Annotated in this window: 1 pseudogene; it reads right to left on the reverse strand. The window is 63.2% G+C overall.

Annotation, left to right across the window (positions count from 1 at the left end):
• Positions 1–231 (reverse strand): annotated as a pseudogene (locus R0J88_RS23965) (phosphoribulokinase); the annotation flags it as partial.

Genomic DNA, 231 nt, shown 5'->3' on the forward strand with positions numbered 1-231 from the left:
CGGGAAGTCGACACTGCCGGGATCGCGGAAGTGGATCACGACCATCGACTCGGCATCCGTCGGGATATCCTGCGGCTCGAAGGGGTTGGAGGTATCCACCGTCGGCACGCGCTGGAAGTTGATGTGCGTGCGTGAGAACTGCGGCTGGATATAGCGCACGTAGTCATCCATGCGGCTCAGGATGGTGTCCACCACCGCTTCCTGGGAGTGCCCGCGCAGCTTGGTGTCGCG

The sequence above is a fragment of the Pseudoalteromonas sp. SIMBA_162 genome (assembly GCF_046535955.1).
GTDB classification, from domain to species: domain Bacteria; phylum Pseudomonadota; class Gammaproteobacteria; order Enterobacterales; family Alteromonadaceae; genus Pseudoalteromonas; species Pseudoalteromonas marina.